Source organism: Streptomyces sp. NPDC027962, assembly GCF_055566095.1.
Map to the genome: position 1 here is coordinate 1 of NZ_JBVHTA010000007.1, position 22,913 is coordinate 22,913.

The 22,913-nt window shown below is 70.7% G+C and carries 26 protein-coding genes and 3 pseudogenes; 16 read left to right on the top strand and 13 right to left on the bottom strand.

Annotated elements, in window-relative coordinates:
- Positions 1–58: 58 nt before the first annotated feature.
- Positions 59–592 carry a TetR/AcrR family transcriptional regulator gene (locus tag ACZ4SA_RS08650; RefSeq protein WP_468271252.1) on the bottom strand — a complete coding sequence of 178 codons (534 nt, stop codon included), beginning with the start codon at positions 590–592 and terminating at the stop codon, positions 59–61.
- A gap of 121 nt (positions 593–713) precedes the next feature.
- Between ACZ4SA_RS08650 and ACZ4SA_RS08655 the strand changes: the two genes are divergently transcribed.
- Together ACZ4SA_RS08655 and ACZ4SA_RS08660 are read left to right on the top strand one after the other, a co-directional pair.
- Entirely contained in the window at positions 714–857 is a 144-nt protein-coding gene (locus ACZ4SA_RS08655) for a hypothetical protein (protein ID WP_468271254.1), read from the top strand.
- Positions 857–1,396 carry a hypothetical protein gene (locus tag ACZ4SA_RS08660; RefSeq protein ID WP_468271256.1) on the top strand — a complete coding sequence of 180 codons (540 nt, stop codon included), beginning with the start codon at positions 857–859 and terminating at the stop codon, positions 1,394–1,396. The genes ACZ4SA_RS08655 and ACZ4SA_RS08660 overlap by 1 nt, the downstream gene beginning before the upstream one ends.
- Positions 1,397–1,666: 270 nt before the next feature.
- On the opposite strand, the gene ACZ4SA_RS08665 is transcribed toward ACZ4SA_RS08660, so the two are convergent.
- Genes ACZ4SA_RS08665 through ACZ4SA_RS08675 form a run of 3 tightly spaced genes read right to left on the bottom strand, consistent with a single transcriptional unit; the run spans position 1,667 to position 3,878 of the window.
- Positions 1,667–1,999 (bottom strand): sulfurtransferase TusA family protein, encoded by a 333-nt coding sequence (locus ACZ4SA_RS08665; RefSeq protein ID WP_468271258.1) that lies wholly within the window; start codon positions 1,997–1,999, stop codon positions 1,667–1,669.
- A complete protein-coding gene (locus ACZ4SA_RS08670; RefSeq protein ID WP_468271259.1) occupies positions 1,996–3,177 on the bottom strand; it encodes a cysteine desulfurase family protein in 1,182 nt (393 codons plus the stop codon). Before ACZ4SA_RS08670 ends, ACZ4SA_RS08665 begins: the two co-directional genes overlap by 4 nt.
- Before the next feature lie 23 nt (positions 3,178–3,200).
- Positions 3,201–3,878: an ArsR/SmtB family transcription factor gene (locus ACZ4SA_RS08675; RefSeq protein ID WP_468271261.1), complete on the bottom strand. Its 678-nt coding sequence runs from the start codon at positions 3,876–3,878 to the stop codon at positions 3,201–3,203.
- A 505-nt stretch (positions 3,879–4,383) separates the two neighbouring features.
- On the opposite strand from ACZ4SA_RS08675, the pseudogene ACZ4SA_RS08680 reads away from it, so the two are divergent.
- From ACZ4SA_RS08680 to ACZ4SA_RS08690, 3 genes and pseudogenes are all read left to right on the top strand, one after another.
- Positions 4,384–4,947 (top strand): annotated as a pseudogene (locus tag ACZ4SA_RS08680) (rhodanese-like domain-containing protein); the annotation flags it as partial.
- Positions 4,948–5,086: 139 nt separating this feature from the next.
- Complete coding sequence (locus ACZ4SA_RS08685; protein ID WP_468271837.1) at positions 5,087–5,347, top strand: rhodanese-like domain-containing protein; 261 nt, start codon at positions 5,087–5,089, stop codon at positions 5,345–5,347.
- A complete protein-coding gene (locus tag ACZ4SA_RS08690) occupies positions 5,344–6,627 on the top strand; it encodes an MFS transporter (RefSeq protein ID WP_468271839.1) in 1,284 nt (427 codons plus the stop codon). Before ACZ4SA_RS08685 ends, ACZ4SA_RS08690 begins: the two co-directional genes overlap by 4 nt.
- Positions 6,628–6,766: 139 nt before the next feature.
- Here the strand turns inward: ACZ4SA_RS08690 and ACZ4SA_RS08695 are convergent, their stop codons facing one another.
- Entirely contained in the window at positions 6,767–7,222 is a 456-nt protein-coding gene (locus ACZ4SA_RS08695) for a MarR family winged helix-turn-helix transcriptional regulator (RefSeq protein ID WP_468271263.1), read from the bottom strand.
- 145 nt (positions 7,223–7,367) lie between these two features.
- Here ACZ4SA_RS08695 and ACZ4SA_RS08700 point away from each other — a divergent pair, with 145 nt between their 5' ends.
- The 3 genes from ACZ4SA_RS08700 (at position 7,368) to ACZ4SA_RS08710 (ending at position 9,589) form a co-directional block, all read left to right on the top strand.
- The gene (locus tag ACZ4SA_RS08700; RefSeq protein WP_468271841.1) at positions 7,368–7,973 is read left to right on the top strand and encodes a class I SAM-dependent methyltransferase; all 606 of its coding nucleotides are present in this window, start codon (positions 7,368–7,370) and stop codon (positions 7,971–7,973) included.
- The gene (locus ACZ4SA_RS08705; RefSeq protein ID WP_468271265.1) at positions 7,960–8,376 is read left to right on the top strand and encodes a GerW family sporulation protein; all 417 of its coding nucleotides are present in this window, start codon (positions 7,960–7,962) and stop codon (positions 8,374–8,376) included. Before ACZ4SA_RS08700 ends, ACZ4SA_RS08705 begins: the two co-directional genes overlap by 14 nt.
- Before the next feature lie 430 nt (positions 8,377–8,806).
- Entirely contained in the window at positions 8,807–9,589 is a 783-nt protein-coding gene (locus tag ACZ4SA_RS08710) for a sulfite exporter TauE/SafE family protein (RefSeq protein ID WP_468271267.1), read from the top strand.
- Positions 9,590–10,084: 495 nt separating this feature from the next.
- Here ACZ4SA_RS08710 and ACZ4SA_RS08715 read toward each other — a convergent pair whose 3' ends face one another.
- Both ACZ4SA_RS08715 and ACZ4SA_RS08720 read right to left on the bottom strand, forming a co-directional pair.
- The gene (locus ACZ4SA_RS08715; protein ID WP_468271269.1) at positions 10,085–11,326 is read right to left on the bottom strand and encodes an MFS transporter; all 1,242 of its coding nucleotides are present in this window, start codon (positions 11,324–11,326) and stop codon (positions 10,085–10,087) included.
- Entirely contained in the window at positions 11,326–12,699 is a 1,374-nt protein-coding gene (locus ACZ4SA_RS08720; RefSeq protein ID WP_468271271.1) for an NAD(P)-binding domain-containing protein, read from the bottom strand. The genes ACZ4SA_RS08715 and ACZ4SA_RS08720 overlap by 1 nt, the downstream gene beginning before the upstream one ends.
- Here ACZ4SA_RS08720 and ACZ4SA_RS08725 point away from each other — a divergent pair.
- The 4 genes from ACZ4SA_RS08725 to ACZ4SA_RS08740 all read left to right on the top strand — a co-directional run bounded on the left by ACZ4SA_RS08725 (position 12,689) and on the right by ACZ4SA_RS08740 (position 15,488).
- On the top strand, positions 12,689–13,867 hold the full coding sequence (locus ACZ4SA_RS08725) for a flavin-containing monooxygenase (RefSeq protein WP_468271273.1): 1,179 nt from the start codon (positions 12,689–12,691) through the stop codon (positions 13,865–13,867). The two genes, ACZ4SA_RS08720 and ACZ4SA_RS08725, sit on opposite strands and share 11 nt — an antisense overlap.
- 39 nt (positions 13,868–13,906) lie before the next feature.
- Positions 13,907–14,269: an ArsR/SmtB family transcription factor gene (locus tag ACZ4SA_RS08730; RefSeq protein ID WP_468271275.1), complete on the top strand. Its 363-nt coding sequence runs from the start codon at positions 13,907–13,909 to the stop codon at positions 14,267–14,269.
- Positions 14,266–14,769, top strand: coding sequence for a GNAT family N-acetyltransferase (locus ACZ4SA_RS08735; RefSeq protein ID WP_468271277.1), 504 nt, complete (start codon positions 14,266–14,268; stop codon positions 14,767–14,769). Before ACZ4SA_RS08730 ends, ACZ4SA_RS08735 begins: the two co-directional genes overlap by 4 nt.
- A 257-nt stretch (positions 14,770–15,026) precedes the next feature.
- Positions 15,027–15,488 carry a DinB family protein gene (locus ACZ4SA_RS08740; protein WP_468271279.1) on the top strand — a complete coding sequence of 154 codons (462 nt, stop codon included), beginning with the start codon at positions 15,027–15,029 and terminating at the stop codon, positions 15,486–15,488.
- On the opposite strand, the gene ACZ4SA_RS08745 is transcribed toward ACZ4SA_RS08740, so the two are convergent.
- The 3 genes from ACZ4SA_RS08745 to ACZ4SA_RS08755 are packed head-to-tail and all read right to left on the bottom strand — an operon-like array spanning position 15,415 to position 17,601.
- A complete protein-coding gene (locus ACZ4SA_RS08745) occupies positions 15,415–16,482 on the bottom strand; it encodes an ArsO family NAD(P)H-dependent flavin-containing monooxygenase (RefSeq protein WP_468271281.1) in 1,068 nt (355 codons plus the stop codon). The genes ACZ4SA_RS08740 and ACZ4SA_RS08745 overlap by 74 nt on opposite strands.
- Positions 16,479–17,246, bottom strand: coding sequence for an aquaporin (locus ACZ4SA_RS08750; RefSeq protein ID WP_468271283.1), 768 nt, complete (start codon positions 17,244–17,246; stop codon positions 16,479–16,481). Before ACZ4SA_RS08750 ends, ACZ4SA_RS08745 begins: the two co-directional genes overlap by 4 nt.
- A gap of 40 nt (positions 17,247–17,286) precedes the next feature.
- Positions 17,287–17,601, bottom strand: a complete 315-nt coding sequence (locus ACZ4SA_RS08755; RefSeq protein WP_468271285.1) for an ArsR/SmtB family transcription factor — start codon at positions 17,599–17,601, stop codon at positions 17,287–17,289.
- Positions 17,602–17,675: 74 nt separating this feature from the next.
- Here ACZ4SA_RS08755 and ACZ4SA_RS08760 point away from each other — a divergent pair, with 74 nt between their 5' ends.
- The 3 genes and pseudogenes from ACZ4SA_RS08760 to ACZ4SA_RS08770 all read left to right on the top strand — a co-directional run bounded on the left by ACZ4SA_RS08760 (position 17,676) and on the right by ACZ4SA_RS08770 (position 19,214).
- Complete coding sequence (locus ACZ4SA_RS08760; RefSeq protein ID WP_468271287.1) at positions 17,676–18,314, top strand: arsenate-mycothiol transferase ArsC; 639 nt, start codon at positions 17,676–17,678, stop codon at positions 18,312–18,314.
- 81 nt (positions 18,315–18,395) lie between these two features.
- A pseudogene (locus ACZ4SA_RS08765) lies at positions 18,396–18,719 on the top strand (NAD(P)/FAD-dependent oxidoreductase); the annotation flags it as partial.
- A 189-nt stretch (positions 18,720–18,908) separates the two neighbouring features.
- Entirely contained in the window at positions 18,909–19,214 is a 306-nt protein-coding gene (locus ACZ4SA_RS08770) for an Rv3488 family transcriptional regulator (protein ID WP_468271288.1), read from the top strand.
- Here ACZ4SA_RS08770 and ACZ4SA_RS08775 read toward each other — a convergent pair.
- On the bottom strand, positions 19,118–19,723 hold the full coding sequence (locus tag ACZ4SA_RS08775; RefSeq protein ID WP_468271290.1) for a DoxX family protein: 606 nt from the start codon (positions 19,721–19,723) through the stop codon (positions 19,118–19,120). The two genes, ACZ4SA_RS08770 and ACZ4SA_RS08775, sit on opposite strands and share 97 nt — an antisense overlap.
- Before the next feature lie 103 nt (positions 19,724–19,826).
- On the bottom strand, positions 19,827–21,101 hold the full coding sequence (locus ACZ4SA_RS08780; protein WP_468271292.1) for an APC family permease: 1,275 nt from the start codon (positions 21,099–21,101) through the stop codon (positions 19,827–19,829).
- A gap of 305 nt (positions 21,102–21,406) precedes the next feature.
- On the opposite strand from ACZ4SA_RS08780, the gene ACZ4SA_RS08785 reads away from it, so the two are divergent.
- Positions 21,407–21,781 (top strand): hypothetical protein, encoded by a 375-nt coding sequence (locus ACZ4SA_RS08785; protein WP_468271843.1) that lies wholly within the window; start codon positions 21,407–21,409, stop codon positions 21,779–21,781.
- Between the two features lie 228 nt (positions 21,782–22,009).
- On the opposite strand, the pseudogene ACZ4SA_RS08790 reads toward ACZ4SA_RS08785, so the two are convergent.
- Positions 22,010–22,411: pseudogene (locus ACZ4SA_RS08790) on the bottom strand (tyrosine-type recombinase/integrase); the annotation flags it as partial.
- Between the last annotated feature and the right edge of the window lie 502 nt (positions 22,412–22,913).

Sequence of the window (22,913 nt, forward strand, 5' to 3'; positions counted from 1 at the left end):
TGCAGATGTCGCAATCCACACCGAGCCAGAAGGCCCTCACCCATTTCAAGATCCCACGTCAGTGATCGCTGTCACCAACCTCCATGGACAGAACACCTAGGGCATGCAGGCAGTACGCGGCGAGCTCGCCGGCGGCGACGTCGTCCCGGAGCGCGCCGCTCTTCGCACCTTCGGCCACGAGTCCCGTAACAAGGTCCAGGAGCCGCTGGTGCGCGTGAGCGATTCCGGCGCCCTGGTGGAGGAGTGCGGCCATGTCGGTGCCGTGGTGTTCGTGGCGTTCGTACGTCATGAGGGCGTATGCCTCAAGGACGCCCCGTAGCCGCTCGGCGGGGTCGGTGAGCCGGTCCCGTACGGCCTCGAGCCGTGCGAGGTGGTCGGCGACCCGGCGCTCGTGCCAGGCGGCCAAGACCGATTCGACGTCCGGGAAGTATTTGTACAGCGTCGCACGCCCGATGCCGGCCTCCTGGGCGAGACGCGACATCGTCACGGACAGCAGCCCGTGCTCCGCGACCAGCGCGGCGACGGTGTCGAGGACCGCCTCACGCACGGCACCTCGGTGCGCCTCGATCGTCTCGGTCCACAGCTTCGGCATGCCGACAATCTACGGGACGACGGGGACGCAACAGAGTGACTTGACAGAGACATACTGTCTCGCAAAAGCTGAGCGGCACCCGACGGCAGCGCGCCGTTCCTGCTCGAAGGGGAGTTCCCCGATGCCCGATGCCCGCCACCAGCCCGCTCCCCCGCACGTACCCCGGCCCCGCTGGGTGACCGCCATGCTGATGCGCGCGGCCGTGCTCGTCGTGGCCTTCCTCGCTCTGCACCTGGCAGGCGGGGGTATGCGGGGCCACGGCTGATGGCGATGTCGCCCCGCGCACGCAAGTCGGCCCTGACCGCCCATGTGACGGCGTCGCTCGGCTGGTTCGGCGCGGTCGCCGTCTTCCTGGCCCTGGCCGTCACCGGCCTGGTCGCGCGGGACGCCCTGACGGTGCGGTCGGTCTATGTGGCGATGGGCGTGACCGGCTGGTGCGTCATCGTGCCGCTCTGCTTCGCCTCACTCTCGACCGGCATCGCGTCGGCCGTCGGGACCACGTGGGGTCTGCTGCGCCATTACTGGGTCACGGTGAAGCTCGCGATCACGGTGCTGGCCACCGGCGCCCTGCTCCTCCACATGCCGTCCGTCAGCCGCATCGCCGATTCCGCGGCCGCCCCGCAATGGACCGTCGACGACCTCGTCGGCCTGCGGACCCAGCTCGTCGTCCAGTCCGGCGCGGCGCTGCTCGTCCTCCTGGGTGCTACCGCCCTGTCGGTGTTCAAGCCACAGGGCCGGACCCGCTACGGGCAGCGCACTCTGCTGAACCAGGCCCCGACTGCCGGGCGGGTGCCGCTTCGATGACGAGGCGGATGACGGCACTCTCGCGAGGCCGAGAGCGCGAACCGGGGGCACGAAGAGGGGACGGGCCGATCGTCGGCCGAGACCGGGCTCAGGAGATCAGCCGTCAGACCTTCGGCCCTCTCTTGACCGACGCGTAGCGCGGCGGCTCCTTTCGTCCGGGGGCGGCGGCGTGTCCTGCCAGCCGCCGTCGCGCCGGGACCGTCGGACCAAGGAACAGGAGGACCGGGCCAGCCGCCGGCTCGGCGGGTTGTACGTGGCTCACATGCTCGGCTACGCCCCGGAGCCGTCCCGGGCCGTGCGGTGCCAGGGGGCGTCGGGCCTGGTGGCCAGAGCATCGGCGACGAGCCGGAGGGCGTAGACGGGCCGGCCTGCCGGGTCGGGTACGGGGCCGAGGTAGTCGTGGCCGGTCGTGTGGCACCAGGCGGGCAGGTCGAGTGGGGCGGCGGGGTCGGTGGCGACGACGTGGACGACGGTGTCCGGCGCCGCTCCGTCGATCTCCTTGCGCAGGCGCAGCAGGAGCGTGACGCAGAGCAGGCCGGTGCCGTCGACAACTAGATCCGGGCCAGAGGTGCGGGAGTCCGCGGGGTCGGAGAACGCGGTCACAGTGCGGCGGCCCCCTCGGCGAGAGCGGTGACCGCCGTCTCGATCTCCTCGGACGTCGTCCAACGCCCGAGGGAAAGCCGAAGGGCACCGAGCGCGCGGGCCGGTTCGAGGACCATGGCGGTCAGAACGGGTGAGGGGCTGTGGGCTCCGCTGTGGCAGGCCGATCCTGTCGAAGCGGCGATCCCGCCGGCCGCGGCGAGGAGTTCGTGCCCGAGTACGCCGTCGATGCTGACGTTCAGGGTGTTGGGGAGGCGTTCCCGCTCCGGGCCGTTGAGGTGCACGCGTCCGGGGAAGGCTGCGACGAGTCGCGCGCGGAGGTCGTCGCGCAGGGCGGCGACACGAGCCGGGGCCCCGGCGGTGAGCTCCTCGGCAGCGATACGGGCGGCGGCGCCGAGGGCCACGGCCAGTGCCACGTTCTCCGTGCCGGCACGCAGGCCATGTTCCTGACCGCCACCGTAGACGACCGGTTCGAGGCGGACGCCATCGCGGACGTACAGCGCGGCGGCACCCTTCGGCGCGTACATCTTGTGGCCGACCACGGTGAGCAGGTCGACGCCAAGTGCCTCGACGTCGATCGGGATCTTGCCCACGGCCTGGGCTGCGTCGCAGTGGAACAGGGCCCCGTGCTCGTGCGCGAGGGCAGCGAGCTCGGTGATCGGTTGGAGGGCGCCGGTCTCGTTGTTCGCAGCCATCACCGACACCAGGACCGTGTCGTCGGTAAGGGCACCAGCCAGTGCGGCGGGGTCGACGAGGCCGTGCCCGTCGACGGGCAGCACAGTCACGCGTGCTCCGTGCAGGCGTTCCAGGGCGCGACAGGTCTCCAGGACCGCCGGGTGCTCGGTCGCCTGGGTGATCATGTGCGGGCGCGAGCGGCCGGAGGCCAGTACGGCGCCGCGCAGCGCGAGCAGGTCGGCCTCGGAGCCGGAGGCGGTGAACACGATCTCACCCGGCCGGGCGCCGAGGAGGCCGACGACCTGGGTGCGGGCCTCGGCGAGCGCCTGGCGCGGCGCCTCGGAAAAGGGGTGGCTGCTGGAGGGGTTGCCGAAGAAGTCGGTCAGGTGCGGCAGCATCGCCTCGGCGACCCGCGGGTCCACGGGTGTGGTGGCGTTGTAGTCGAGATAGACAGGCCCACGGGCGAGTCCCGGGTGCGGCGGGATACCGCCGATCGCGGGGAGCACGTCAGGTCCTCCGGGCGCGGCGCTCACGTGAGGTCCGCCGTGTCGACAGGCAGGTCGGCCAGGCGCCACTCCACCATGCCGTCGTGGAGGCGGATCGCCCGGCGTCCACGGTCGGTCAGCAGCCGTACGGCGTCGTAGGCCAAGGCGCAGTACTCGCCCCGGCAGTAGACGACGATCTCCTCCCCCTCGGGCAGCTCTCCGATGCGGTCCGTCAGCTCCGCGACCGGGATGCTGAGCGCACCGGGGATGTGCCCGGCCCGGTACTCCTCCACCGGCCGGACGTCGAGCACCGTCACTCCCCCGGCGGCGACGCGGGCGCGCAGTTCCTCATGACTGACCTCGGCCGCCGCGTCGTCGCCCAGGTAGGCGTCCCGGGCTGCAGGGACGGCGGACTGGTGGCGGTCTGCCACCTTCCGCAGGAGGACGAGAAGCCGGGCGACGTCGTCTCCGGCGAGCCGGTAGTGGATGCGGACACCCTCGCGTCGGGTGGCGACGAACCCTGCCTGCTTGAGCGTCTGCAGATGGGCGGAGCCAGTGGTCAGGTTCAGCCCGGATGCCTTGGCGAGCGCGTCGACAGTGCGCTCGCCTTGGGCCAGCAGATCAAGCAGTTCAAGGCGCTTTCCACTGCCCAGCGCCTTGCCGCTGGTCGCGAAGGCGTCGTAGAGGGCGGACTTCCTGACGCTGGTGGTGGCTTCCCGCATTGCTTCCTCCAAATATCTATGGATTACTGTAAACGAAGTCCGGCGGCATCGCACTCCGCCCGGCAGTCAGCTTCGGAAGGACAGGACCATGGGCTTCGCCGACGATCATCTGATTCCGCTAGTCGACCAGGGCCTGGGCAACAGCGCCTACCTCGTCGACCTCGGTGACGGCCGCGCACTCGCCGTGGACGCGAGCCGGGATCTGCGGGCCCTGAAGGCGGCCGCCGCCCGGCGCGGACTGCGCGTCGCGTTCGCCGCCGACACCCACCTGCACGCCGACTTCCTCTCCGGCGCGCTCCAGCTCGCCCACGACGACGACGCGACCGTCCTGGCCTCCGCGGCAGGACAGCGTGCCTTCGACCACCGGGGCCTCGGCGACGGCGACGAGGTCGACCTGGGCGGCCTCACGCTGCGGGCCCTCGCCACGCCGGGCCACACCGACGAACACCTCTCCTTCCTCCTCCTCGACGACAGCCGGGAGCTGGGGGTCTTCACCGGCGGCTCGATGATCGTCGGCTCCGCGGCGCGCACCGACCTCCTCGGCGCCGACCGCACCGAAGAAATCGCCCGCGCCCAGTACCGCTCCCTTCACCGCCTCACCGAGCTGCCGGACACGACCGCCGTGTGGCCGACCCACGGCGCCGGCTCGTTCTGCTCCGCCCCACCCGGGGCCGAACGCACCAGCACCATCGGCACCCAGAAGCAGACCAACCCGCTCCTCGCCGCCCCGGACGAGGACACCTTCGTACGACAGCTCCTCACGAGCCTCGGCTCATACCCGGCCTACTTCGACCGCCTCTCCGAGGCCAACCGGCGCGGCCCCGCCGTCCTCGCCACCTCACCCGCACTGCCCGGCCTGACGGCCGACCAGGTCCGCACCCTGCTCGCGGACGGCGGCCATGTCGTCGACGCCCGCCCGGCGGCCGACTACGCAGCCGGCCACATCCCCGGCTCGCTCTCGATCCCGCTGCGCGGCCAGTTTGCGACCTGGCTGGGCTGGCTCCTGCCCGACACCGCCCCGCTCGCGTTCGTCACCAACGACGACCAGGACCTGTCGGAGGTCGTCTGGCAGTCGCACAAGATCGGGTACGAGCGGCTGGCGGGCCGTCTCTCCGGCGGCATGGCCGAGCTGGACGGCGGCCGGAAACCCGCAGACCACCACCGAGTTCGTCACCGCCGAAAGGGCCGCGAACCGCCCGTACGTCGACGTGCGGCAGGAGTCGGAGTTCGCGGCCGGACACGTCCCCGGCGCCCTCGGCATCGAACTCGGCACGCTCCCCGCGCATGCCGCCGACGCCCCCGCGGGCGCGGTCGTGGCCTGCGGTCACGGCGAGCGCGCCATGACCGCCGCGAGTCTCCTGGAGCGCGCCGGCCGCACCGGCATCGCCGTCCTCGACGGCGGACCGAGCGACTACGCCGCCGCGCACGCACAGAAGCTCGTCCAGGGAACCGAGGGCACGCACGCGTGAACGCCACCCCTTCGACCACGTCACCGACCGATGCACACGGGCGGCCCGTGCGCCTCGGCCTGCGCGAGAACCGGCTGCAGTTCACCCTGCTCGTCATCGTCAACATCTGCGTCGGCGGACTCGTCGGACTCGAACGCACCACCGTGCCGCTCATCGGGTCCGAGACCTTCGGACTCACCAGCGACCTGGCCGTCTTCTCCTTCATCATCGCCTTCGGCGTCACCAAGGCCCTCACCAATCTGGCCGCCGGTGCGCTGACCGCACGCTTCCGCCGCAAGCAACTCCTCGTCACCGGCTGGCTGATCGGCATCCCCGTGCCCTTCGTTCTCGCCTGGGCGCCGTCCTGGGGTTGGATCGTCGCGGCCAACGTGCTGCTCGGCCTGAACCAGGGCCTGACCTGGTCGATGACCGTCAACATGAAGATCGACCTGGTCGGCCCGTCCCGCCGCGGACTCGCGACCGGCCTGAACGAGGCCGCCGGATACACCGCCGTCGGCGTCACCGCCCTGCTCACCGGTTACCTCGCGACGTCCTACGGCCTGCGCCCCGTCCCGGAGTTGATCGGTGTCGTGTTCGTCGTCGCCGGACTGGCTCTCGCCCTGGTCGTCCGCGACACAGCCGCGCACGTCGCCCTCGAACTCGCCCAGCACTCCAAGCCGCTGCCCAGCGACGAGGACACCGGTCTGAAGGCCACGTTCATCCGTACGTCCTGGCGCAACCGCTCCCTGCGCGGCGCCAGCCAGGCCGGCCTGGTCAACAACCTCAACGACGGCCTCACCTGGGGCGTCTTCCCCCTGCTCTTCACGGACCACGGCCTGGGTCTGGCCGCCGTCGGCCTCATCAAGGGCCTCTACCCGATCTTGTGGGGCATCGGCCAGATCCCCACCGGCCACCTCGCCGACCGCATCGGCCGCAAACCGCTGATCGTCACGGGCATGCTCGTCCAGGCGGTCGGCTTCGTCCTCGCTCTCGCCCTGCTCGACAGCCCCCTGCTCGCCGGAGTCCTCTCCGCGGTCTTCCTGGGCCTCGGCACCGCCATGGTCTACCCGGCCCTCATCGCCTCCATATCCGACCACGCCCACCCCGCCTGGCGCGCCAACGCCCTCGGCACCTACCGCTTCTGGCGCGACATCGGCTACGCCGTCGGCGCTCTGGTCGCCGGGATCCTGGCCGACTGGCTCGGCCTGAACGCCACCGTCATCGCCGCCGCCGTCCTCACCGCGGCCTCCGGCCTCCTCGCCGCCCGCTGGATCACCGAACACCGCCCCGACACCCGTTGACCGCCGACCGACCCCGCGACGGCAAGCAACGCCGGCCCCAAGTCCGATCAACGGCCCGGCAACACCCGCCCGAAACTGCCACGGACCGGTACCCGGGCACGCAGCCGAAACAGCCGTGATCAGCCGCCCGCCCAGCTGGTCACTGGCGGCCGTCGGCACCGACGGCCCTGAGCCGCTCGGTCACCTGCGCCAGGGTCGCGGTGAAAGTGTCGAGCTGATCCGCGGGCACGTCCGCGAACAGCAGGGCCGCCAGTTCATCGCGCCCACCCCGCAGCGCCGACGCGACCGAGCGCCCCTCGCCCGTGAGGGATACGAGCGTGGCCCGCCGGTCGGTGGGGTGCCGCTCGCGAACCACCAGCCCGTCCTCCTGCAATGCGTCGAGGAGCCCGGTCACGTTGCGAGGGGTGACTCCCAGCTGGGCGGCCAGGGCCCGCTGCGTCATGGGCCCGTCATGGAGCAAGGCCCATAGCACTCCCGCGCGCGCCGTGGTCAGCCCCTTCTCGGCCATGCCGCGCTGCATCATCGCGCCCAGAACCTCAGCGAGCTCGAAGAGCCGGTCGAGCGAAGCCCTGGCGGGAACAGGCCACTCCGGCATATCGTGAAGTGACTTCACTATGTAGCACCTCCGCATACTAGAGTAGCCCCTGGGGGCTTCCGTAGAGGAGACGGTCGCTGTGACGCAACCGATCAAGCCACACCCGCTCTTCGCCCGCTTCTACACCCGGCTCGCCGGCCCGGCCATGGAGAAGGCGGGTGTCGCCGAACACCGACGGCGGCTCCTGGCCGGCTTGACCGGCGAGGTGATCGAGGTCGGAGCCGGCAACGGTCTGAACTTCCCCCACTACCCTCCCGAGGTGACACGACTCGTCGCCGTCGAGCCGGAACCAAACCTCCGCGCACTCGCCGAGGACCGGGCTTCCGAAACCTCCCTCCCCCTGGAGATGCGCGAGGCCCGCGCCGAGCAACTCCCCTTCCCCGACGCCTCCTTCGACGCGGCGGTGGTGTGCCTGACGCTCTGCTCCATCGCCGACCCGCACGCCGCCCTCGCCGAACTTCACCGGGTCCTCCGACCCGGCGGCCAACTCCGGTTCTTCGAACACGTCCAAGCCCGCTCGCCCGCGATGCGGCGCGTCCAGCGCGCCCTCGACGCCACCGTCTGGCCGCGACTGATGGGCGGCTGCCACACCGGCCGCGACACCCAGACGGCAATCACCGCCGCCGGCTTCACCCTGACCACCGTCGACCGCTTCGACTTCCCCACGACCCGGATCCCGATGCCCGCCGGCACCCACATCCTCGGCACCGCCGTACGCAGGACTACGGAGGCACCCCATGACCACCCCTGACGACAAGACCCAGCCCGCCCCACCGGCGGAGTCGACCATCGCCCGCGCCTCCGCCGACCTGCTGGAACACCTGGCCGACAAACTCGGCGCACGGGCCTCCGTACGAGCCGTCTACGGCGAGCCCGTCACCAGCGGCAACATCACCGTCATCCCCGTCGCCGAGATCGCCTACGGCTTCGGCGGCGGCGTCGGCCGCGACACCACGGCAGCCAAGAACGGAGAAGGCGGCGGAGGCGGCGGAGGAGCCGCGGCCCGACCCCGCGGCTTCATCGTGATCAAGGACGGAACCGCCGTCTACAAACCAGTCAGAGCCCCTTGGATGGACCTCCTCGTGCCGCTTGGCGCCCTCGTAACCGGCCTGGCCGCCTCTCGACTTGCCCGGCGGCGGGCAGAGAGGGATTGACCCCTTCGAGTTGAAACGGCCCCAAGAGGAAACAGTTCACGGCCAGTCCCAAGAGTCTTGGTAGCCTCGCGATCATGAGACCTCGTGGTCCGTCACCGCGCACAGCGTCCTTCTGGCAGCTGTATGTCTCACCGGCCGCACGACCGACCGTCCTCCTCCAACTGCCGACGAGCAGCAGGGCACCTTGTGCGGGTAGTTGAGGCATAGAAAGTGCAAACCGTGTACCTGCCACTGCTCCGGGCTCGCTGGCCTTGAGCACCAGAGATCTGCCCGACCTCACAAACGTTGTGCCGGAACCCGGGTCGGGACAGCAGTTGTTCATGACCACGGGAGGCGGTTGGATCGGGCCGGGGTCGATGTTCACGAGAACGGCCGGCGCCCGATCCGGAGCTGTTCCGGGCGCTGGTAGCGGTTCCTGCGGGGGGTTGTCGTGGAGTGGTCGATGGGGTTGCTCGGGTTTGCCGCCGGGCTTCTGATATCGGTGGCTACGGCGCCCGTAGGCGTCTCTGGAGCGGTCTTCCTGCTGCCCGTGCAGGTCAGCGTGCTGGGTGTGCCGAGCCCGGCCGTGACACCGACGAATCTGCTCTACAACGTCGTGGCCGGTCCCGGTGCCCTCGTGCGCTATTGGCGGGCCGAGCGTCTGGGAGGGGCGCTGACCCGCCTGCTGATCGCTGGCACCGTGCCCGGTGTCGTCATCGGCGCCGCGATCAGGGTCTTCGCTGTTCCCGGCCCCCGCGTCTTCCGTCTCCTCGTTGCGGCGCTGCTCCTGCCGCTCGGGGTGTGGCTGTGGCTGCGGACCGTGCGCCCTGCACCCTCCCGGACGCCCCACCCTCTTTCGCCCCGAGCGACGAGGGTGCTGGCCCTCGCCGTCGGTGTCGCTGGCGGCATCTACGGGATTGGGGGCGGCTCCCTGCCCGGGCCGATCCTCGTCGGCCGCGGAGCACCGGTCGCCACAGTCGCGCCCGCTGCCCTGGCCTCCACTTTCGTTACCTCCATCGTCGGAGCGGCCAGCTACGCGCTGCTCTCCCTGACCGCTACAGGCGACGTAGCCCCCGACTGGCTGCTGGGCCTGTCCTGCGGAGCCGGGGGCCTCGTCGGCGGATACGTCGGCGCGCGCCTCCAGCCGCACTTGCCGGAGGTCGCGCTTCGACTCCTGCTCGGCACCCTCGCCACAGGCGTCGGCGCGCTTTACGCGGTCCACATCCTGCGCTGACCGCCCAAAGTTCCGTAGCCCACATGCACGGAGGTGCTGTCGAAACTCGGCTCTGGCACAACTTCTGTGAAGCCGCGCAGGCCGGGCCGGTCCCCCTCATCGAAGCAGGCCGTCTCCCTGACGTGGCTTTATTCACGAGTTTGGGCTCTGGCACAACTTCCGTGCAGTCGTACCGGCTCCCGGTATCCGAGGCAGGTGACCCGGGTGAACCGGCAGGTCAGCGGATCGTCCAGAGGCCGGCACGAGCCCGGGCGGCGTGGTTTCACGGAAGTTCTGCCAGAACCGTTTTCAGGTTCTGGCACAACTTCTGTGACGACGACTTTTCGATCACGGAGTTGTCGACCGCTTCCCCCCTCAGCCGGTGTCGTCGACACGAGAAATACCTGAGCCGGGTGCCCGCTTCCAGAACCTTCGTCGGCCAACGGCTCGTGATCTTGGACGCCGACAGGGAGGCGGTCGGCGATGCGACGGCGCTGTGTCGAGCGCTCGTGGACATCAGGCCCCGGTAGACCCGGCCTTCTCTCTCGCAACCGTTCGTGTCGCGAGGAGGGCTGCCGCGAAGGAGCTTCCGCCCAGCGCGAGGAACAGGGCGCCGTAGCCGCCGAGCAGGCCGGCGAGGGCGGCTCCGGCCCAAGGGGCGAGGGCTGCGGCGATGGTGGCCGGTGCTGTGAGAAGGGCGGAGAGACGGCCGTATTGGGCGGCCCCCCAGCGGTCGGTGACTGCCGTGGCCTGGAGCAGAGTGAGGTTGCCTCGTACGACTCCGGCAAGGACAGAGAGCAGGACGAGGAGAGGGATCGGGCCCGAAACCAGCGCGAGGGCCGTGGTGGTGGCGCCGCCAAGGGCGATCAGGACGGCGGTTCGAGTGGTGACGGTGGTGCGGGTGGCGAGGGCGGCGTAGAGGGTTCGCCCGAGGGTCTGGCCGGCGCCGCCGAGGCCGAGTGCCCACGCAGCGGCGGTAGGGCTCGCGCCGCGCTCCTCGAGTAGCGGTACGAGCCCGATGACGACCGCGTACATGGCGAAGCCGGAGAGGGTGAACGCGGCAGCAAGCAAGACGAAGGGGCGACTGCGCGTAGTCCCGTCGTCTCCAGTGGACCGTTCGGGGTCCTGGGGGTGCGCCGCGGGAGGCCAGGGTGCTCGCAGGGCGAGCGCGTGGGCGGGGATGGTGACGACAGCGAGGACGCCGGCCAGCACGAGGTAGGTCGCGCGCCAGTCGAGGTGCTGCGCGAGGGTGGCGGTGAGCGGGGCGAAGACGGTGGAGGCGAGGCCGCCGGCGAGGGTGACGATCGTGAGCGCGCGGACGCGGTCGGTGCCCCACCAGCGGGTGAGGGCGGCGAAGGCGGGGTGGTAGAAGGTGGCGGCCATGGCGATGCCCGCGAGTCCCCAAGCCACGTAGAAAGCGGGGAGGCTGGGCGCTGCTGCCACGGCCAGCAGGGCGAAAGAGGCGAGGACGGAGCCGGCTGTCATGACGAGGTGCGGACCACGTCGGTCCAGGACGCGACCGATGGGCACGCCTGCCGCTGCCGAAACGAGAAGGGCCAGGGAGAACGCGCCCGTCGCCGCACCCGCCGACCACCCGGTGTGGGCAGTGATGCGGGTGAGCAGGACGGGGAAGGCGTAGTAGACGATGCCCCAGCTGGTGATCTGGGTCAGGCAGAGAGCAGGAAGCACTGCGCGGGGCCGCGACCGGTCCCCCGTTCCGGTCGCGGCCCCGTCTGTGCGGGTGTTCAGGTCGGGCATCAGCCGCAGGAGGAGCCGGCGTTGGTGCTGCCGAGCTGGATGAGCGCGGGGGCGGGGGCGCAGCAGCCCCCGCCGTCGGCCTGCTGGTCGGTGCCGGGCTGGTCGAAGAGGCCGGCACCCCCGCAGACGCCAGTCTCCGGGAGGACGAGTTCGACGCGCTCGGCCGATTCACGGTCGCCGGCGATGGCGGCGACGATCGAGCGGACCTGCTCGTAGCCGGTGAGGGTGAGGAAGGTCGGGGCTCGTCCGTAGGACTTCATGCCGACCAGGTAGACGCCCTCTTCGGGGTGGGAGAGCTCGTTCACGCCGTGGGGGTAGACGGTGCCGCAGGAGTGCTGGTTGGGGTCGATCAGCGGGGCCAGCCGCACCGGCGCCTGGAGACGCTCGTCGAGACCGAGGCGGAGCTCGGAGAGGAAGGACAGGTCGGGGCGGAAGCCGGTGAGGACGATGACCTCGTCGACCGGGTCGAGCCGTCGGCCGTCCTCCGCCACCAGGATGAGGCGGCCTTCGCCGTCACGCTCGATCGCCTCCGTGCGGAAGCCGGTCACCGCGTCGGCGTGGCCCACGTCCACGGCGGCCTTGGCGGCCAGGCCCAGCGCTCCGCGGGCGGGAAGCTGGTCGGCCGAGCCACCGCCGAAGGTTGAGCGCGAGATGCCTCGCCGCAGGATCCACACCGCCTTCGTCCCGGTGCCGTCCTCCGCCTTCGCCAGGTCGGCGAGGGAGGCGAGCGCGGTGAAGGCGGAGGCGCCGGAGCCGATGACGGCGATGCGCCTGCCCGCGTAGCGGGCGCGTGTGACGGGGTCCTTGAGATCGGGGACGCGGTAGGAGAGGCGGTCGGCCGCCGCCTTCTCGCCGAGGGCCGCGAGACCCGAGGCTCCGGCCGGACTCGGGGTCGCCCACGTACCCGACGCGTCGATCACCGCCTGGGCGAAGAGTCGTTCCTCTCGGCCGTCGGCGTGGGTGACGTGGACGACGAACGGCTGCTTCTCGCGGTCGGCGTCGACGATCCGGTCACGGCCCGCCCGCGAGACGCCGGTGACGGTGGCACCGAAGCGGACCTTGTCGCTCAGGACGTCGGCGAGCGGCTGGAGGTACTGCTCCGCCCAGTCCACACCGGTCGGGTAGGTCTGCGCCTCGGGCTTCACCCAGCCGGTCGGCGCCAGGAGCTTCTCGGCGGCCGGGTCGGTGACCTCGCCCCAGGTGGAGAAGAGCCGCACGTGCGACCACTCGCGCACCGCCGCGCCGGCGGTCGGGCCCGCCTCCAGGACGAGGGGTTCGAGACCGCGCTCAACAAGGTGGGCGGCGGCGGCCAGGCCGGTGGGGCCGGCCCCGATCACGAGGACAGGCAGCTGGTCGGTAGCGGTGGCGTTCACGACGGTTCCCCTTTTTGCTTCGACGTCTGTCGATGGCTTGCGCGGCCAGCATGGCATCTGCTTCGATGTGCGTCAACATAGACATTCGTCGAATTGGAGGGTCCTCGTGGAGCAAGTGGATGTTGCGGTGATCGGAGGGGGTCAGGCCGGGCTGGCCGCAGCACATGCGCTGGTCACACAGGGCATGAGGCCGGTGGTTCTGGAGGCATCGGACCGGGCGGCGGGGTCGTGGCCGCGGTATTACGAGAGCCTGACCTTGTTCTCACCCGCCCGCTACGCTTCCCTGCCGGGCATGCCGTTCCCCGGCCGGAACCGGGATCGCTACCCGCACCGCGACGAAGTTGCCGACTACCTCAGCGCTTACGCCGCACGGCTGGACGCCGACATCCGCACCCGGCAGCGCGTCACCCGCATCCGCCGAGCCGCCGGCGGGTTCGAGGTGGACCTGCAGGAAGGCCGCCGACTGGCGGCGCGGGCCGTCGTCGTGGCCACGGGCACCTTCGGGAACCCGTACCGCCCCGTGTTTCCCGGGCTCGACAGGTACTCCGGAACCGTGCTGCACGCGGCCGACCACCGAAACCCGGATCCGTTCGCCGGTCAACGGGTGATCGTGGTCGGGGCCGGCAATTCGGCCGTGCAGATCGCCGCCGAGCTCGCCCACAGCGCACGGGTCACGCTTGCGACCCGTGCGCCGGTACGGTTCACCCGCCAGCACGCCTTCGGCCGCGACCTGCACTTCTGGCTCAAGGTCACGGGCCTGGACATCGCCCCGCTCGGCAGCCTGTTCTCGGCTCCGCCGCCGCAGCCGGCCCTCGACGACGGCCGCTACCGTGCCGCGCTCACCCAAGGCGCCCCGGACCGGCGGCCGGTGTTCGCCGGACTCGGCGGCGGCGAAGTGACCTGGGCCGACGGCAGCCGGGAAGCGGTCGACACACTCATCCTGGCGACGGGCTACCGACCCGATGTCCCCTACCTGGCCGGAATCGACGGTGCTCTGGACGCCGAAGCCCGACCGCGGCACCAGGGCGGCATCTCGCCGGTGGCGGGCTTGGCGTTCGTGGGGCTCGAATGGCAGCGCAGCCTGTCGTCAAACTCGCTGCGTGGCGTCGGCCGGGACGCGGCCCGCATTGCGAGGCACATGACGGCATTCCTGATGAGCGCAATCTGACCCTCGCCCGCCTGGTTCGACATGTGTCAACATAGACACATGTCGAACGCCGCCGTGTTGCCGCTGCTCCAACCCAAGGTCGAGCCGTGCTGCCCGCCGCTGGCCGAGCGTCCACTGACGGCGGAGGAAGCCGAGCGGACAGCGAAGATGTTCAAGGCGTTGAGCGATCAAGTGCGGTTGCGGCTCTTCTCCGCGGTCGCCTCCCACGAGGGCGGCGAGGCATGCGTGTGCGACATCTCCGACGTCGGCGTCTCCCAGCCAACCGTCTCCCACCACCTGAAGAAGCTCAAGGAGGCCGGGCTGCTCTCCTCCGAGCGCCGCGGCACCTGGGTCTACTACCGCGTCGAGCCCGCTGTCCTCGCGGCGATGGGCGCACTGCTCACCAGGGCGGCCAGCGCGTGACGGTCTCCCTCGCGACCGTCGCACCGCTCACGGCCGGGCACGCCGCGCAGGTCATCGCCATCTACCAGTGCGGCATCGACGAGGGCGACGCCACGTTCGAGACCACCGCCCCCACCTGGGAGCAGTTTGAGGCCGCCAAGCTGCCCGAGCACCGCTTCGCCTCCGTCGACGAGACTGGCAGGGTCCTGGGGTGGGTCGCCGCGACCAAGGTCTCCGACCGGTGCGCGTACGCGGGCGTCGTCGAGCATTCCGTTTATGTGCACCCCGACGCACGCGGCCGGGGCGTTGCCTCCGCACTCCTCACGGCACTGATCGACTCCACCGAGGCGGCGGGAATCTGGACCATCCAGTCCGGCATCTTCCCCGAGAACACCGCCAGCCTCGCCGTCCACGCGCGCGCCGGCTTCCGTGTCATCGGCACGCGCGAGCGCATCGGCCGCCACCACGGCCGCTGGCGCGACGTCGTGCTCGTCGAACGCCGCAGCCCCCACATCGACTGACCGTCGGGCGCAAGGCATTCGCGACGCCGTACGGGGCATCAAAGGATCAGGCAGGCCGTCGCCCGGACGGCCCGGCGATTCGAAAAAGGGCGGTGCGGCCCATGTCTAGTGCGCCGCCGGTGGACCGCCAAGCGATCCATGACGAGCTGGAGCGGGCTCGTACGGAGTTCCATCATCTCCTGGATGCGGCCACCGACACCGACCTACGCGGACCCACCTAGGGAACCCGCTGGACCAATGAGCAGCTGCTCTTCCACATGCTCTTCGGCTACGTCCTGATGCGCCCTCTGCTGATCCTCATGCGCGTCTTCTCCCGGCTGCCGAACCCCGTCGGTCGCGCCTTCGCCGGGCTCCTGAACGCGGCCACTCGGCCGTTCGACGTCATCAATTACCTCGGCCCGGTCGGCGCCGTCCGGGTCCTCGGACCCCGGCGTATGGCCGTCACGTTCGACCGGGCCATCGCCGGCCTGCACCGACGGCTGGACTCTGAGCCGGAGAGCCCGCTCGCCAGCGGTGTGCCGTACCCCGACCACTGGGACCCGTTCTTCGACGACTTCATGACCGTCGCAGAGCTTTACCGCTATCCGACCCAGCACTTCGACTTCCACCGCCGACAGCTCACCCTCACCGGAACCGGTGAGGGCCCTACCTTGACCCATCTGCCAGGAGAGCGGCGATCGCGCGGGGGGCTTCGCGGGCGGGGCGGCCGACGCCGATGAGGGTGGCGGAGGCGGGGCCGGTCCAGTCTCCGTAGCCGAGGAGGTGGAGGCGGGGTTCGCCGATTGCCTGGGTGCCGGTCGTGGGAATGTGGCCTCGGGGTCCGCGCAGGCCCAGGGGTGCGAGGTGGGAGAGGGCCGGGCGGAAGCCGGTGCACCAGATGATCGCGTCGGCATCCGCCGTGGTGCCGTCGGCCCACGCAACGCCGGTCGCGGTGATCCGGTCGACCATCGGCTGGGCTTTGAGCTTGCCGGCGTCCCGCGCCTCTCGTACGGGCGGTACGGCGACGATGTCGCCGAGGGAGGCGACACCGCCGGTGTCGGTACGACCTACGTCGAGGGCGCGGCGACGGGCCGTGGCGTGGTCGAAGAGGGCGCGGCCGTCGATGTCGTCGGCGAGGTAGCGCGGTTCGCGCAGGGTGACCCAGGTGAGGTCGGTGTCGTATGCGAGGTCGGCGGCGACCTGCGCGCCGGAGTTGCCGCCCCCGACCACGATCACCCTCTGCCCGGCGAAGTCGCGCGGGCTGCGGTAATCGACGGTGTGCAGCTGGGCGCCAGCGAACTCCGTACGGCCGGGGACGGCCGGGACGAACGGGCGTGACCAGGTGCCGGTGGCGCTGATCACCGCGTGGGCCCGCCAGGTCCCCGTGTCTCCCTCGACCCGCAGGAAGTCGCCGTCCCTGTAGACCGCCTCGACGCGGATCGGCCGTACGACCGGGAGCTCGTACCGCTGCTCGTAGCCCTTCAAGTACGTGACGACGTGCGCCGCGTCCGGGTACGTCTCGCCCTCCTGCGGCGGCATCAGGCGGCCCGGCAGCGAGGAGTACGCGGCCGGCGAGAACAGGTGCAGGGAGTCCCAGGTGTGCCGCCAGGCCCCGCCGGGGGCCGTGCCCGCGTCGAGGATCACGAAGTCCAGCCCGAGCCGGCGCAGGTGGTAGCCGGCGGCGAGTCCGGACTGGCCGCCGCCGATCACCAACACGTCCACGTGCTGGGTCACTCGCTCGCCTTGGGCCGCATGAAGATGACTGCGACCAGGGCCAGGCCGACGATCGCACCGATCAGCTGCATGCCGATGAAGCCGGGGACGGAGGCGGGGGCGATGCCCGCGAAGGTGTCGGTGAAGGCGCGGCCGATGGTCACCGCCGGGTTCGCGAAGGACGTCGAGGAGGTGAACCAGTAGGCGGCGCCGATGTACGAGGCCACGGCGACCGGCGCGAAGCGGAGGCGGTCCGTACGGGCCAGGCCGAAGATCAGCAGGACCAGGCCGGCTGTCGCCACGACCTCGCCGAGGAGCAGGTTCCCGGCGGAGCGGTCGTGCGTGGACCACTTGACCAGCGGCTCGCCGAACATCGCGTCCGCGAGTACGGCACCCAGGACCGCGCCCACGATCTGGGAGGGCACGTAGACGGCGAGCTCGCGGGCGTTCACCCCGGCGCCGCCTCGACGGGCGGTCCACCACTCGGCGAGCGTGACGGCGGGGTTGAAGTGGGCGCCGGAGACCGGGCCGAGGAGGGCGATCAAGACGCCGAGGCCGAAGACGGTGGCGGTGGAGTTCGCGAGCAGCTGCAGCGCGACGTCATCGGTGAGCTTCGTGGCCTGGATGCCGGAGCCGACCACGATCGCCACCAGCGCGGCGGTGCCCACGATCTCGGCGGCGGCGCGGGCGGCGAGCGGGGTGCGGGGCGGGGTGGCGCCGGGGGCGGGCTGCGGCGACGTGTCGGCGGCTATGGCGTCGCTCGCGGCGGGCTCGGTGGCGGTCACGGGCGGGGTCTCCTCGGGCAGGTGAGGCACAGGGGCAGGGTCAGGGGCAGGAACGCTTGAAGTTCGCCTCGGCGGTCAGGCGCGCAGTCTGCGCGAGAGCGGCGAACTGACCGGCAAGCTGCTCGATGACGTCCGGCCGGAGCCGGTAGTAGGTGAACCGGCCGCAAGGCTCCGTCTCCACGACCCCGGCCTCGCGCAGCACTCTCAGGTGGTTGGAGAGGTTGGTCTGCTTGGCGCCGGTTTCCTCCACGAGGTGGCTGGTGCACAGCGTTTCACGGGAGAGCAGGGTCACGATCTGGAGGCGGAGGGGATCACCCAGCACCCGGATCAGATCAGTATCGACTGACGTCATCATGGACTGATACTCTCACATCACCCGGAGCTGATACCAGCCTGGGCTGACCTCTTTGAACCCAGGGGGCTCTCGCCATGACCGCGTCCCCGTACCCGGTCCTTCCCGACGAACGTCTCGCCGCCGGTGTCGCCCGACTCGCCGTGCGCCATCAGGGCCGATTCTCGGTCGAGACGGTACAGCGCCTCGTAGGCGACTCCTACGAGCGCCTCGCGCAGGCCGCACACATCCGTACCCACCTCGTGGTGCTGACGGAGCGGTTCGCCGCCGAGCGGCTGGACGCACTCGCGCACCTGGAGACCGCGCCCGTGGTGGGCCGGCCGACGCGTGTCCTGTTCGTCTGCAGCCACAACTCCGGCCGCTCCCAGATGGCCGCCGCCCTGCTCGCTCACCGCTCCGACGATGAGGTCATCGCGTCCTCCGCCGGGACGGAACCGACCGGCCAGGTCGACCCCCACGTGGTCCAGGTGCTCACCGAGGCCGGCGTCCCGCTGGAAGACGCCTATCCGAAGCCGCTGACCGACGAAGTCGTCCGGGCCGCCGACATCGTGGTCACGATGGGCTGTGGCGATGCCTGCCCCGTGATCCCCGGCCCCCGCTACCTGGACTGGCCGATCGCAGACCCCGAGGGCGCCCCGATCGCCGTCGTACGGAACATCCGCGAAGCCCTCGATACGCGCATCACCGCACTGCTGGACAGCCTGCCCGGCTCATAAAGCTTTCCGTTCCCTGCAACACGCTTGTCCCTGCCATAAGGAAGAACTGATGACCGCTCCGCTCGCCTCCGTGCTCGCATGCTCGCCGGCGTCGCCCTGCGCGACACCATCACCGGCAAGACCCGCGACCTCGACGCCACCGGACTGTTCATCGCCATCGGCCACGACCCGCGCACCGAACTCTTCACCAGCCAGATCGACCTCGACGACGAGGGCTACATCAAGGTCGACGCCCCCTCCACCCGTACCAACCTCCCCGGTGTCTTCGCCGCCGGCGACGTCGTCGACCACACCTACCGCCAGGCCATCACCGCCGCCGCCAGCGGCTGCCAAGCCGCCATCGACACCGAGCGATATCTCGCCGCACGGACCCCGCGCGCCGAGCCCGTCGGCGTGACCGCCTGACAAGACGCGGAGAGGGGCTGCCGAACGGCACCCCGAGTGGGAAAGGCGGGACCGACCGTGGAACGCCCGCCGCCTCCATTGGAGATCAGGTGCACTGATTCAGGCACCTGATCTCACCGCGCGTCGGCGTAGGATCGGATTCCGATATCGGATTCGTCACTGCCCGGCGGGTGTGGAGGGTGGACTGCGGTGCGGGAGTTCCAGCGGGGCGCGGTGCGGCTGCACATCCTTCATCACGCGGTCGAGGAGGAGATCCACGGCGCGTGGATGACCGAGGAACTGGCCTCCCACGGCTACCAGATCAGCCCCGGCACCCTGTATCCGACACTGCACCGGCTCGAGGCCGACGGACTGCTCAGCTCCGAGCAGCGGGTCGTCGACGGCCGGACCCGGCGCGTCTACAAGGCGACCGAGGCGGGGAAGAAGGCCCTGGCCGAGGACCGCAAGGCGCTGGCGGAGCTGGCCCGCGAAGTCCTCGGTGACGAGCTGTCCTGAGACCGCCGCCGCGTCACGGACGGGTCGCGGCCTCCAGTTGGGCATGCCGGGGCCAGACGGGCGTCCATGGAATACACGCCGGCCCCGACGATCAGCAGAAAAAGGCTGCCGCACAGCTGGGCCAGGTCGGTGCGGGACTCGTGGACGAAGTCCCACCAGCCCGACTCGCCGTTGAACAGAGGAGCGTCGCCCCAAAGGATCGGGACCTTGGTGATCAACAGCGCGCCGAGCATGTTCACGATCATCGGCACGGCCGCGAGCCGGGTGAGCAGCCCGGCCAGGATCAGCACGCCGCAGACGATCTCAAAGATCCCGTCCAGGGGTCCGAAGAACCCCGGGGCGGGGATACCGGCCTTGTCGAACCGGGCGGCGCCCAGCTGATCGGGGTAAAGGAACTTCTGAATACCCTCGAAGAGGAACACCGCCCCGACGTAGAGGCGGATGAGTACCACCGCCCCGGGCGCATCCGTCGAGGTCAGGCGGGTGGGCCAGGTGCCGTGCTGGGTCATGAGGGCCCCTCTGTCAACGAGACTTGTCGGGTGCCGACATCGTCCCGCGCGGCAGAGGGGCACCGCCGGTTTTCCGCATACGCGGGGCGGGCGCGTCGTACGGCTACGGCCTGTGGCCGGCCACCGCGCGGCGGACCGCGAAGGCCGCGGCGCCGACGGCCAGCACCACGGCACCGGAGATGACCGAGGTGAGCGGCAGGGCGAAGGCAAGAACGAGGCAGCCGGCCAGGCCGAGGACGGGGACGATGCGCGCGGGGCGGCCCTCGTCCGGGGTGAGGGTCCAGGCGGAGGCGTTGGCGACGGCGTAGTAGGCCAGCACGCCGAAGGACGAGAAACCGATCGCTCCACGCACGTCCGCCGTCGCCGCGGCCACCGCCACGACCACGCCGACGACGAGTTCGGCCCGGTGCGGGACTTTGAAGCGGGGGTGAACGGCGGCCAGGGCGTGTGGCAGGTGCCGGTCCCGGGCCATCGCGAGGGTGGTGCGGGAGACGCCGAGGATCAGCGCGAGCAGCGAACCGAGCGCGGCCATCGCCGCGCCGACGCGTACGACAGGTACGAGCCAGTCGGCGCCCGCGGCCCGAACCGCGTCCGACAGCGGCGCGGTCGCATCCGCCAGCCCCCTCGGACCCAGCACCGTCAGGGCGGCAACGGCGATGACGGCGTACACGATGAGCGTGATGCCGAGCGCGATCGGGATCGCCCTGGGGGTCGTACGGGCCGGGTCACGGACCTCCTCGCCCAGCGTGGCGATGCGGGCATACCCGGCGAAGGCGAAGAACAGCAGCCCCGCCGCCTGGAGGACCCCGCCCGCCGTGGCGTCGTCGCCGATGTCCAGCCGGCCGGCGTCCGCCGCGCCGGAGGTGAAGGCGGCGACGGCCACGGCGGCGAGCACCGCCAGGACGACAGCCACGATGACGCGGGTCAGCAGCGCGGACTTCTGCACCCCGGCGTAGTTCACCGCCGTGAGCGCCACCACGGCCGCGACGGCCACCGCGTGCGCCTGGCCCGGCCACACGTACGAACCGACGGTGAGCGCCATCGCCGCGCAAGACGCGGTCTTGCCGACCACGAACGCCCACCCGGCCAGGTAGCCCCAGAAGTCGCCGAGTCGCTCACGCCCGTAGAAGTACGTACCTCCTGAGGCCGGGTAGAGGGCCGCGAGCCGGGCGGAGGAGGTGGCGTTGCAGTACGCCACCACCGCGGCCAGAGCCAGACCGAGCAGCAGCCCGGAGCCGGCCACGCCCGCGGCCGGGGCAAGCGCGGCGAAGATCCCCGCGCCGATCATCGACCCCAGGCCGATCGTCACGGCATCGGCCAGGCCGAGCCGCCGATGCAGCTCATCGGGCACCCCCGGCGCCGTCGGTGGCTTACTCATGGGTTCACTCCTCGGCTGCACGGGGAACGTGTCTTACGGGCCTCGATATCGGCAGACGATATATTCACGCCGCGTCGCCCGGGCCGCCGGGTACGCACGCGGCCGGCCAGGCACAGGACCATACGAAGAGCCGCCGCCCCGCCTGGCGTAGCCCCGTGCTGCTGGTGCTCGCTTGGCTGACGTGCTGACGATGCACGGCCTGGCGCCCGGACCGGTACCCAGAAGGCGCACGCAGGCGCCGCCGGTGCACGCGGCCGGCGACGGCCCAAGAGGCCGCACATCAGACAGCCGAGGACTGCGCGCACATCGCGGGTGGATCTGGTCACGCCGAGCATGCAGATTCGACCTGTGCAGCGAGCGGGATCGGCGCGCTACCTACACGCCTTCGGCGATGGCTGCCGCGCTGGATGGTGTGCGTCCGGCCACCGAACTGCCTGCCGTCGCCGCAGTATCGGCTGAGAGTCGGCGGGCGCCGCCGACCTGGCCGAGCTGCAACTCCTGCGGATATAGGCCCGCCTTCACGGCACCTCCTTCCCCCAGCCCCGGTCGGGGGCTGGTGCCGTGCTCAGGTCCGCCCTCTCTCAGCGCTGATGCGTGCCCGCTGTGGCGTGGAAGTTCTTCATCCGGCCCGCTCCGCGATCCAAGCCTGGCGACTCTTGTCTCGTGGCGCCTTGGGTTGAGGCGTGCTCCGTGAGGACTTGTCGGTCCGCCCCTCGTTTGTGTGCCAGCTCGCCGCCGCCACAGGCCATCGGTCGGGGGACCACTTCCGTGCCGACCAAGATCCGAGCCATACGTGGACCAGCCGCCTACAGCTTGGCCGAATCATGGCCGTTTACGCTGGTCAGCTGCTACGCGAGGCGTGTACGACCAGCACTCCAAGAACCGACTGTTCCTCAGAGGTGGAGGAATCAGGCTGCTTCCCAGAGGCCGGCGTCCAGGATCCGGGCGGCCTTGGTGATGCTTCCCGGCATCAGGTGCCGGTAGGTTCGATACGTCTCCTCGATGGACTTGTGCCCCATCCATTCGGCGACGTCGGTGATGGGTATGCCGCTCCCGAGCGCATTCGAGGCGAAGTAGTGCCGGAAGCTGTACATTCCGACGCCGTTCTCCGCGGGGAGGTCTTTGAAGAGCTTCTGCACACGACGGCGTTCCATCGGCTCCGTGTAGTAGCCGCTCGGACCGCGCAGCAGGTACCCGTCCTTTGTGGTGCCGTGCTGCTCCTCGTAGCGCTCCAACGCCTCCTTCACCCAGCGCGGGAGCGGCACCTCCCTGAACTCGCCCGCCTTGCGGTGCTTCAGCTTCGCCGGCCAAGGCTGCGACGCATGCTGACCTTTTGCTGACCTGAGGGGCCTCTATCATGCCCCTGACCTGCGCAGACGTCCAAATGCTAGATCTTGGACTTGAACATGGTGCGCAACATCAAGGCACTCCCGGATCTAGGCTCCCTGCCTGCGTTTATGCAGGTCAAGGGCGGTTTCCTTACCCTACAACGAGTCGCATGTCCGGTCAGCCGTCCCCGCGTCTTTCGAGAAGTGATGCTGACCATTGCCAATTGTCTGACGCGTCACCGGAAGGGCCGGAGGCCGTTCACGGACGACCGGCGTCCGTCCCACGCCCGACGACGGGGTCAGCCTACGCACCACCGCCCTGAGCCCGTTCAAGGGCACCCTTTGCTTCCCAGGGGGCAGTCCGACCGACCCGTCCGGCCCTGTCGGACTGCACAGGCGGGGTGATCGGCACAAGGCTGGACGCCAAGCGCCGGCCGCCGTGACCGGCGGCGGCCTCACCCTCGTCCCCCACCCTGCTGAGGGA

Excerpts from the sequence above, each read along its gene's own strand:
- ACZ4SA_RS08650 (WP_468271252.1), bottom strand. The coding sequence starts at position 592 with ATGCCGAAGCTGTGGACCGAGACGATCGAGGCGCACCGAGGTGCCGTG.
- ACZ4SA_RS08655 (WP_468271254.1), top strand. The coding sequence starts at position 714 with ATGCCCGATGCCCGCCACCAGCCCGCTCCCCCGCACGTACCCCGGCCC.
- ACZ4SA_RS08660 (WP_468271256.1), top strand. The coding sequence starts at position 857 with ATGGCGATGTCGCCCCGCGCACGCAAGTCGGCCCTGACCGCCCATGTG.
- ACZ4SA_RS08675 (WP_468271261.1), bottom strand. The coding sequence starts at position 3,878 with ATGCGGGAAGCCACCACCAGCGTCAGGAAGTCCGCCCTCTACGACGCC.
- ACZ4SA_RS08695 (WP_468271263.1), bottom strand. The coding sequence starts at position 7,222 with ATGCCGGAGTGGCCTGTTCCCGCCAGGGCTTCGCTCGACCGGCTCTTC.
- ACZ4SA_RS08700 (WP_468271841.1), top strand. The coding sequence starts at position 7,368 with ATGGAGAAGGCGGGTGTCGCCGAACACCGACGGCGGCTCCTGGCCGGC.
- ACZ4SA_RS08705 (WP_468271265.1), top strand. The coding sequence starts at position 7,960 with ATGACCACCCCTGACGACAAGACCCAGCCCGCCCCACCGGCGGAGTCG.
- ACZ4SA_RS08715 (WP_468271269.1), bottom strand. The coding sequence starts at position 11,326 with ATGCCCGACCTGAACACCCGCACAGACGGGGCCGCGACCGGAACGGGG.
- ACZ4SA_RS08730 (WP_468271275.1), top strand. The coding sequence starts at position 13,907 with ATGTCGAACGCCGCCGTGTTGCCGCTGCTCCAACCCAAGGTCGAGCCG.
- ACZ4SA_RS08740 (WP_468271279.1), top strand. The coding sequence starts at position 15,027 with ATGCTCTTCGGCTACGTCCTGATGCGCCCTCTGCTGATCCTCATGCGC.
- ACZ4SA_RS08755 (WP_468271285.1), bottom strand. The coding sequence starts at position 17,601 with ATGATGACGTCAGTCGATACTGATCTGATCCGGGTGCTGGGTGATCCC.
- ACZ4SA_RS08760 (WP_468271287.1), top strand. The coding sequence starts at position 17,676 with ATGACCGCGTCCCCGTACCCGGTCCTTCCCGACGAACGTCTCGCCGCC.
- ACZ4SA_RS08775 (WP_468271290.1), bottom strand. The coding sequence starts at position 19,723 with ATGACCCAGCACGGCACCTGGCCCACCCGCCTGACCTCGACGGATGCG.
- ACZ4SA_RS08780 (WP_468271292.1), bottom strand. The coding sequence starts at position 21,101 with ATGAGTAAGCCACCGACGGCGCCGGGGGTGCCCGATGAGCTGCATCGG.